The organism is Vibrio sp. 1580 (genome assembly GCF_033340055.1).
The window spans coordinates 1-7,513 of record NZ_JAWOVT010000031.1 but is presented as its reverse complement, the minus strand read 5'-3'; the positions used below and the strand labels follow the sequence as shown (position 1 = coordinate 7,513).

Annotated in this window: 7 protein-coding genes; all 7 read right to left on the bottom strand. The window is 40.9% G+C overall.

Going from position 1 to position 7,513, the window contains the following annotated elements:
• Positions 1-237: 237 nt before the first annotated feature.
• Positions 238-1,344 carry an XRE family transcriptional regulator gene (locus R7093_RS23530; protein ID WP_159356776.1) on the bottom strand — a complete coding sequence of 369 codons (1,107 nt, stop codon included), beginning with the start codon at positions 1,342-1,344 and terminating at the stop codon, positions 238-240.
• Complete coding sequence (locus R7093_RS23525; RefSeq protein WP_140062845.1) at positions 1,337-1,996, bottom strand: hypothetical protein; 660 nt, start codon at positions 1,994-1,996, stop codon at positions 1,337-1,339. The genes R7093_RS23530 and R7093_RS23525 overlap by 8 nt, the downstream gene beginning before the upstream one ends.
• 236 nt (positions 1,997-2,232) lie before the next feature.
• On the bottom strand, positions 2,233-3,681 hold the full coding sequence (locus tag R7093_RS23520; RefSeq protein ID WP_237307244.1) for an ATP-binding protein: 1,449 nt from the start codon (positions 3,679-3,681) through the stop codon (positions 2,233-2,235).
• A gap of 20 nt (positions 3,682-3,701) precedes the next feature.
• Entirely contained in the window at positions 3,702-4,559 is an 858-nt protein-coding gene (locus tag R7093_RS23515; protein WP_237307246.1) for a DNA polymerase, read from the bottom strand.
• A 210-nt stretch (positions 4,560-4,769) separates the two neighbouring features.
• Positions 4,770-5,504: a hypothetical protein gene (locus tag R7093_RS23510; protein ID WP_237307248.1), complete on the bottom strand. Its 735-nt coding sequence runs from the start codon at positions 5,502-5,504 to the stop codon at positions 4,770-4,772.
• A 362-nt stretch (positions 5,505-5,866) separates the two neighbouring features.
• The gene (locus tag R7093_RS23505; protein WP_140090607.1) at positions 5,867-7,087 is read right to left on the bottom strand and encodes a hypothetical protein; all 1,221 of its coding nucleotides are present in this window, start codon (positions 7,085-7,087) and stop codon (positions 5,867-5,869) included.
• A gap of 140 nt (positions 7,088-7,227) precedes the next feature.
• A complete protein-coding gene (locus R7093_RS23500) occupies positions 7,228-7,401 on the bottom strand; it encodes a hypothetical protein (protein WP_171387724.1) in 174 nt (57 codons plus the stop codon).
• Positions 7,402-7,513: the final 112 nt, after the last annotated feature.

Below are 7,513 nucleotides of genomic sequence, written 5' to 3'. Positions count from 1 at the left end.
GTACGGATTTCTCCATAAGCCTTAAGGAATAATGGTGGCCCCTCGCAGACTTGAACTGCGGACCAATCGATTATGAGCGAAGGTCTGACGTAATCTCACCGCACAATCAACATAGAAACCCTGCCCCGAATCACGCCTAAATCCACCAGCAAAATCACATCACCTGATTACCCGCATGATTTTACTGACGTCGCCGACGGTAGTTGCTGACAGTGATTAGTACGACGACGACGCTCTTTAAACTAGCTCCATGAATGGTGAAGGCATTTTTATACTTGGAAATAGTTTTGAAACTAACTGTCTAGACAAACCTATTTCTTTCAATAAATTATGCCAATTTACAGGACCTATTTTAGTGAATAGATCTGAAATTAAGCTAGGTTCTTCAACTGGAATTTTGTCGTCAAGAGGCTCATTCTTTGAGTACCCATTTTTATTAAGGTATATATATCCAGAACGCATTCTATCTTCAGAGATCAAACCTAAACTTTTTGCTCTATATAACAATGCTTTTAAGCTTACACCAAAGTAAGTTTTTAGAACCTTCAAGCTATTCCAGTTTAAACTTCTAGTTCCTTTTAACAATGGATATTTATTAGTCGCACTTAAAAATAGACTTCTTGGCATCAAGAGAGAGCTTGCAAAATAGTTTGCTTGCTTTTCAGTTTCTTTATCACCAGTTTGAATTCCGCTATGCATAACAAGGTGACCAATTTCATGAGCAAGGTCAAAACGATACCGACAAGGACTACCTTTAGCGTTATTCCGGATTATTAATGGCCACTTTCTTGATATAGAAAATGCATCAACTTTTTCATCAACACCTTCGATAATAGCTATAACAATACCAGCATTTTCAGCTAAGAGCGTTAAATTCCCGATGGGAGCATCACCAATATTCCATTCTTTTCTTAGACGCTCAGATGCTATTTCGATATCGTTTATATTTTCAAAGGATAGATCTGAAACTTCAGGAAGAAGAACCTCTCTAGCTGGATAATATTTACTGACCCCTTGAAGTAATTCATCCAAAACCTCAGCTCTAGCCATTACCATATTAGTTAATGTTTTAGTTCTTGAACGTAAACTTCTAAAGTGACAATCTTCTTCTACAACTGGTGCTATTCTATCGCTATAAAAATATTCTTTTTTAACGTCTAAGTGTTTACATAATATTGGGAGTTGCTCTTCGGTTGGTTCTTGACCAGCTTCCATTTTATGAACATTTTGACGAGTTACTGCTAATAACTCGCCTAGCTCTTCCAATGAGAACCCCTGAGCTAATCGTGCAAGTCGTAACTTATCACCACGATATGATCTTAATGCTTCGCGATTACTAAACATCGTCCTCAGCCACATTTGGTACTTCTTCTTTATCTCTCAATGGCTCAATTTCAACTTTCTTCACTTCAGCAGGAGCAGGAAGTGCATCTTCGACAGGATATGGTACATGCCTTGCCGTTGAATTGGATTGCCAGACAGATTTCATTTGTTTTGTAATTGAGTCATATCCAACTAGAACGACTCGATAGTCATCCTCTAAATCTTCTAGCTCATTTCCTGTATCTTCAACAGTAGCAGGAGCTTGAATAAAGAGACGCCAAGTTAAATCAATCGAATTCCCCTCAAGGTCATCAAAAAGAGTTAGTTGAGATTGCTCACAATCATTTTTAAAGAAAACTTTTCCTTTTTTGGGATTAGAAGGGTCGTCTTTAAAAACGCGAACAGGGATAGTACAGATTTTAGGAACGTAGTCCATAGTTTTACTGGCAATAGTAAGCCACGGGATAGACTTATCTTCCGCCAATTTAAAGAACAACTGTCGAGTCCTACCAAAAATACTCGTTTCAAAGGTATAGTTATCATCATACTCTGAACTATTAGATTGAAGTGTCATCTCAACGATTTGTAGCATTCTTTTAGATACGAACTCTAAATGCTCTTCTTGTAACTCGGGGCACAACACAAATGGAGATTCGAATTGTTCGATGTTCATACTTTCAGGCTCTTTTTTGATTTTGTAAACCAATTATCTTGCCGATTTGAAATTTAGTCAACTAGAAAGAGGCAAAAAATGAATTTTGTTAACTGATGAATTGGCTTTTAATGTGAGTATTATTCGATTTATACAGACATTACGCTCTATACCTAGGCTTTGACGTCGTCGACGGCAGCACTAAAACAAAAAAATCCGACACCGATGACCAAAGCCACCGATGCCGGATGTGTTGATTAAATCAAAGGTTTATCTGAAACCATTATGTAACGCTCTGCATCTCGTCCAAACTTGAAGTAGATGCCATTCGCATTCAAACTCGATTCTTGACCCTTAATCTTTGCTGACAACGCCGCTGCACCTTTAGGTAGGTACATGCTTTCTTCAAACTTTTGAAGCTTATTCAGAAGCTCGGAAGGTTTGCCCTTCCACGGCTCATCTCCAGTTTTCTTAAGCAATGCCGTAAAAGCAATCGTTAGACTATCATCTGCCATGCCCGACGCCATCAACGACTCTACATTCTTCGCGTACACTTTTTGCAGCTTACCCTCTGGGAGTTTCCAGATTTTTTCTAGCGCTCCTATCCATTTGGCATAGTCCATCATTCGCGCTTCGTGCATCACCTCAACATCAGGCAATACCGCCAACGCTTTGGATGCAAGAGTCAATAAGGCACCGAATATCTCTGGCATAGATGCTTCTAACTCAGCTTTCAGCTCTTGCTCAGGACGTCGATTGCCTTTATTCATCGGTTCCAAGTTGACTCGGAGGCAACGGGAAGCCAAGTCGGATTCTTTAACAAAATCATGAATACCATTTAGCACCAGTGGGCTATGTAGTTCTAGCATCGTTACTTCTGCTGTCTTGTACAGTGTTCGCTTCGTCATTGTTCCCTTGGTAGCTACGGTACAAAGCAAATCACTTTGTCGCTTGGTCAAACTTCTAAGGTTATCAATAACAACTAGCGACATACCGTTGATGGTCAGAACAAAATCACTCTGTTTAGGGAAAGCCATTGCTGAAACAGCGCTTGGGTCTAGCAAACCACGAAGCACGTTATTGCAGAAGAAGCTTTTCCCCGCACCCTTTTCGCCTTGAATCATCAAGATAGGGTAAGGAACACCTTTCGCCTTAGGATGTGCCATTAAGTAAGTCATGTAAGCGATCAGCAAGAAGAAAGTATTCGTGTCGGTATTAATGAACTTTCTCAGCTTTGCCAAGGCTGATTTGGTGTCGTCACATGGCAACTTAGGCGTAACCATTGGTAACTGAAAGCTCGGTCGCTGAAAATAGAGATTCTCATTACTAGCTGGCATTGTATCCAACACTTCAACACCTTGAGCACTAAGTTGAGCAATCTGACCGTTCGAGAGGTCAATGGTCACTGTTTCAGTTCCCGGAGCCATACCATATCGAATTTGAGGTTTAATCAACGGCTGCTCATGCTCCCATGCGATAGCTTTGACTTCCTCGAATGCATCTTTCACGTTTTTACCAACCAATCTTAGTTCTACTCGCTTAGCGAACTTACGCAGCATCTGCTCTCCCTTATCAGAAGCCAATGGGATAGCTTGCTTAGACTCTCCGGTATGCTCAATCAAATATGGTGTACGTGACTCGTCCTGCTTAACTACGCTAGGGGTAAACTGCTCTAAGAACTCTGCGAATGCATTTTTATCAGCCATTGTAAAAATCTCCTTTAATACTATTTTTCTTGGGATGGCACCGTCATTTCGACTGCCACTTTTAAACGGAAACCATTTAGAACATCGGCGGCGGCGTCGGTGAGAGCCTGAGTTGCCGCATCCAATTGGTTTTGAAATTGTGCTTGTTCTAACCTCACCAAGAACGAATCGTGGTTAGTGAGTAGAAGTGGGATATTGGCATCATCAAGACGTAGGCAGGCTCGGCGCATAATGTCGGCACCAGTTGCTTGAATCTTCCAATTAGCTAGCGAGAGTTGCCCGTCCAAATCCGAAATGGTGTATTTCCAATCTAAGGAACGAGCGAAACCTTGTTGCCGAATAACATCGGCAGATTTAGCGAGATAGCGGTCCATTGGGTAAATAAGGCGAGATAGCTCATTAGACAGAGATCTGACTCGACTCAAGGTAATACCCAGTTTTTCAGCGAGTGTCCGATAACCGATTCCATACAATCGACCAATGAGAAGTTGCTTACACTGGTCACGGCTAAATTGGCCGCCAACTAACTGAACGAGATTCTTGTATATATCCCCCTTTTGGTACCAATTCATGAGCACCCGACATTGCGCAAAATAAGCAGCAATCATGGGCTCTTGTTGCTGGTAATCTAGAAGGGCATAAACACTGCCTTTAGGTGGGCTTAGTACAGACTTCCAGTACTGCTTAGGAACTTGGTTCAGAGAAGAACCAAGAGCATGATCACGACCTGTTTTAGTATGAAAAGCCGAGACGACCGGACGATACCAATGTCCGGTAGAATCTGTGTTTAGTGCTTTAACAATGCCTTGATATTGCTTAGCTACGAATTGGCTTGTACCCGACTTTTTCTGTGAGTACGAACCAATTCGCTTAAGCATTGCAGTATGATTTACTCTAATCGCTTCTCTGCTCTTTATATGCTCTATATGCCGCGTAATGCGACGTTGAACATCCAATGGTGGCAAGCTCGAAACAGATTTAACCTCTTTAGCGATATGGTCAGGTAGGTAACCTTGCGCTGAGTGAGCAAGTAACTGTTTATTCAGCGCATAGGTATGTGATCCAAGACCATAACGTGCGATTGCAATTCATCCAGGAATGTCATCGAAACTTACATCATCAATATCAATCTCATCTTCAATTTCGTCTAACTCTTCGGGTTCCTCTAGCGGCTTTGGATCATCAGAGAAAATTCCATATTCCGAAGGATCATAAGATCTGTTAGCGTCGGTATCTGCCTGATTACTTTCAGTACCCCCGCCGTCGACGTCAACAAACTCACCTTTATTTTCCAACAACGCCTGAGCTACAGGATGTTCTAGAGAATCGATGTGATACTCTCCACCAAACGTTTCGTTAAAAACTTTGTCCGCTAGCGTCATATCAACCTCAAAAGATTCGATATCATGCTCTATCGAATATCCGTAAACACCAGCTTCTTTATTGCGCTTGAGGGAGATAACTTTGCCTTCTGCACTCGCTTTAACTGCATCCAATTTGCTGACGTTCCATGAGTTTGTTGGATTTTTACTTAATGCAATAAAACGAATCTCACCTTTCGTTGTTTGCAAAACATGAATATGTTTCTGAGATATTTCTTTCTGTGGCAACTGTTTAGCTACATCAGCATCCACGTAATATGTCTCCTTATAACCCGTGTTTCCATTCAAACGTTCAAAAGCTAACATTTGCCATACGTTGAACTTAGCCTTAAATGGCACACCATCTGAAGGCGGCATGTTACGCAGGGCATTTACTGGTGTTTTTGCTTTGAAGTTCGCTACTTTTTCTGCTTGTGCTTCTAGTTTGCTAATCAGACTCATTTCATTCTCTCCTAAGTTATCAATAGAAATTGATGCGACTTAATTCAGCATCGCAATAGGCAGCCATTCAGCTACCCATTAAGTTGCTAAATCAACATTCAAAAATCGTAGAGCGTTACTTTCCAGATTGTTAAAGAGCATCGAGAAGGCGTTCCGTCTCGTTGGTTTGCATTAAACAGCAATGTTGTAGAGTTGAATTTCCAAAGTGCTTGCAATAGCCAAACTTATCGTTGGAACCTTCTTTCCTAACCACGAAATACATTTAACCAGCTCCCCCACGAAGATAATTTCCAAAGTGCTTGTAAAAGCTACAGGCATAAAAAAAGAGAAGCTTTCGCTTCTCTTTGGGCATCTAACTCACGCTACTTTGACTGTTGTGATTTCTCGTAAGCATTCCTACTTTTACTGAACAAACTATCTGATATATAAGCAAATGGTCCATCATACTTCTTCCACTTACTAAACTCTGAATTGAGTTGCTTCTGTCTTCTGGCATAGCATTCATCATCAGACTCAACTACACCATCCTTCCCCACTTTCCTACTCACTTTATCCAGATAAAAGAAGCGATCATTTTTTGCCATTTCTTCTGCTGCTTTATTGGCAGACACTGCATTAACCTTTAACCATGAATATAGCCACGCTTTAATAAATAACCAGCGATACGTTGCTCTGATATCGCTAGCTTTGTAACCACCATGTAGACGAGTATAGATAAACGCATTGGGACTTTTTAATTCCACTTCTCGTTCATACTTGATACCCGTATGCTCCATTTCTAATTCTGCTGCACGCTTAGAGAGCTCGTAGTAGAGCACCATATCCACATATCGCTTAGTATCTATCCTCAATAACTTCTCATATCCCATAGTAGTGAGTAGCTCTGATTGCAGGTCATCAACTAAACACTGCACATGGCTTACAATTGTGTCTTGATAGAGCTGCAATAAGGATTTGGCTAGTAAGGCGTATTTTTGATTAGGACGAAACTCTTCGAATGCACCTGTATTCATTACAGGTAGCTTCGATAGTAAAACCAATTGGTCTGCAACATAAGAACATTTATCAAGAATTTCGGTAAGAAGCTCTGGAGTGAACATCGCCTCTTCATTTCCTATTTGTGCTTTCAACACAGTAAACAACCAGTTGTCCCATGCATAACAACAATGCTCAACCAATTCGACAAGCTCACGAGCCATCAAAGTGACTTCATTATTGTATGGGTGTCGAAACTCTATCGTATGCATAATTCGATGCATCTCGGCTCTTACGCTCAACTCTAACGAGTCATTCTTAACTAACTGAGAAATAGGTCTTTCCAGTAATGTTTGACACTCCCAGTAGTACTCTTCAATGTCATCCAACCCAAAAAGGTTCATAGCAAAAATACAATAGGGCTTACTATTTCCGGGCATATCGTTGACCTTTATAGAAAGCTCATGGAATTGAGGATGTTCGTAGCTTAATTTTCCTCCTATTTTTAGCTGTTTAAGCTCCGGATGATGTTCTACGATATTTAGCTCAAATACTTGTAAGTCTTTATCTTTGCAATCTATCGTAAATGGCTGTCTAGCTTTACTCATTGTTCTTCAAGATTTATCCAAAAAAACAATGATACCGTAACGATACTGAAAGCTTTAATGTTGTATCGTCGTCGACGTATAGCGAACTAACGACAACAACAAAAAAGCAGAGGTTACCCCCTGCTCACCTAACTTGTCCGTCAATCATCTATAACCTCGTCGGCGACGACACCAATTACGAAGCCAGCTATACCACCAATTAGTACCCCATATGGACCATACCTAGCCCCAATAGCAGCACCGACTTTAGCAGCACGAATACCTGTGTTCTTTTTTGACTGGGATGATGATTGTGAAAAGGTTCTGCTTTGCATGTTTGCTCCTTTGGGAAGTAAAGAAGGGCAATACCTCTCGATATCACCCTTAACGATTTAATACCCCAGCTTACTTAACTGAATCGCATAGATGATTTGCGAAGCTACGAGT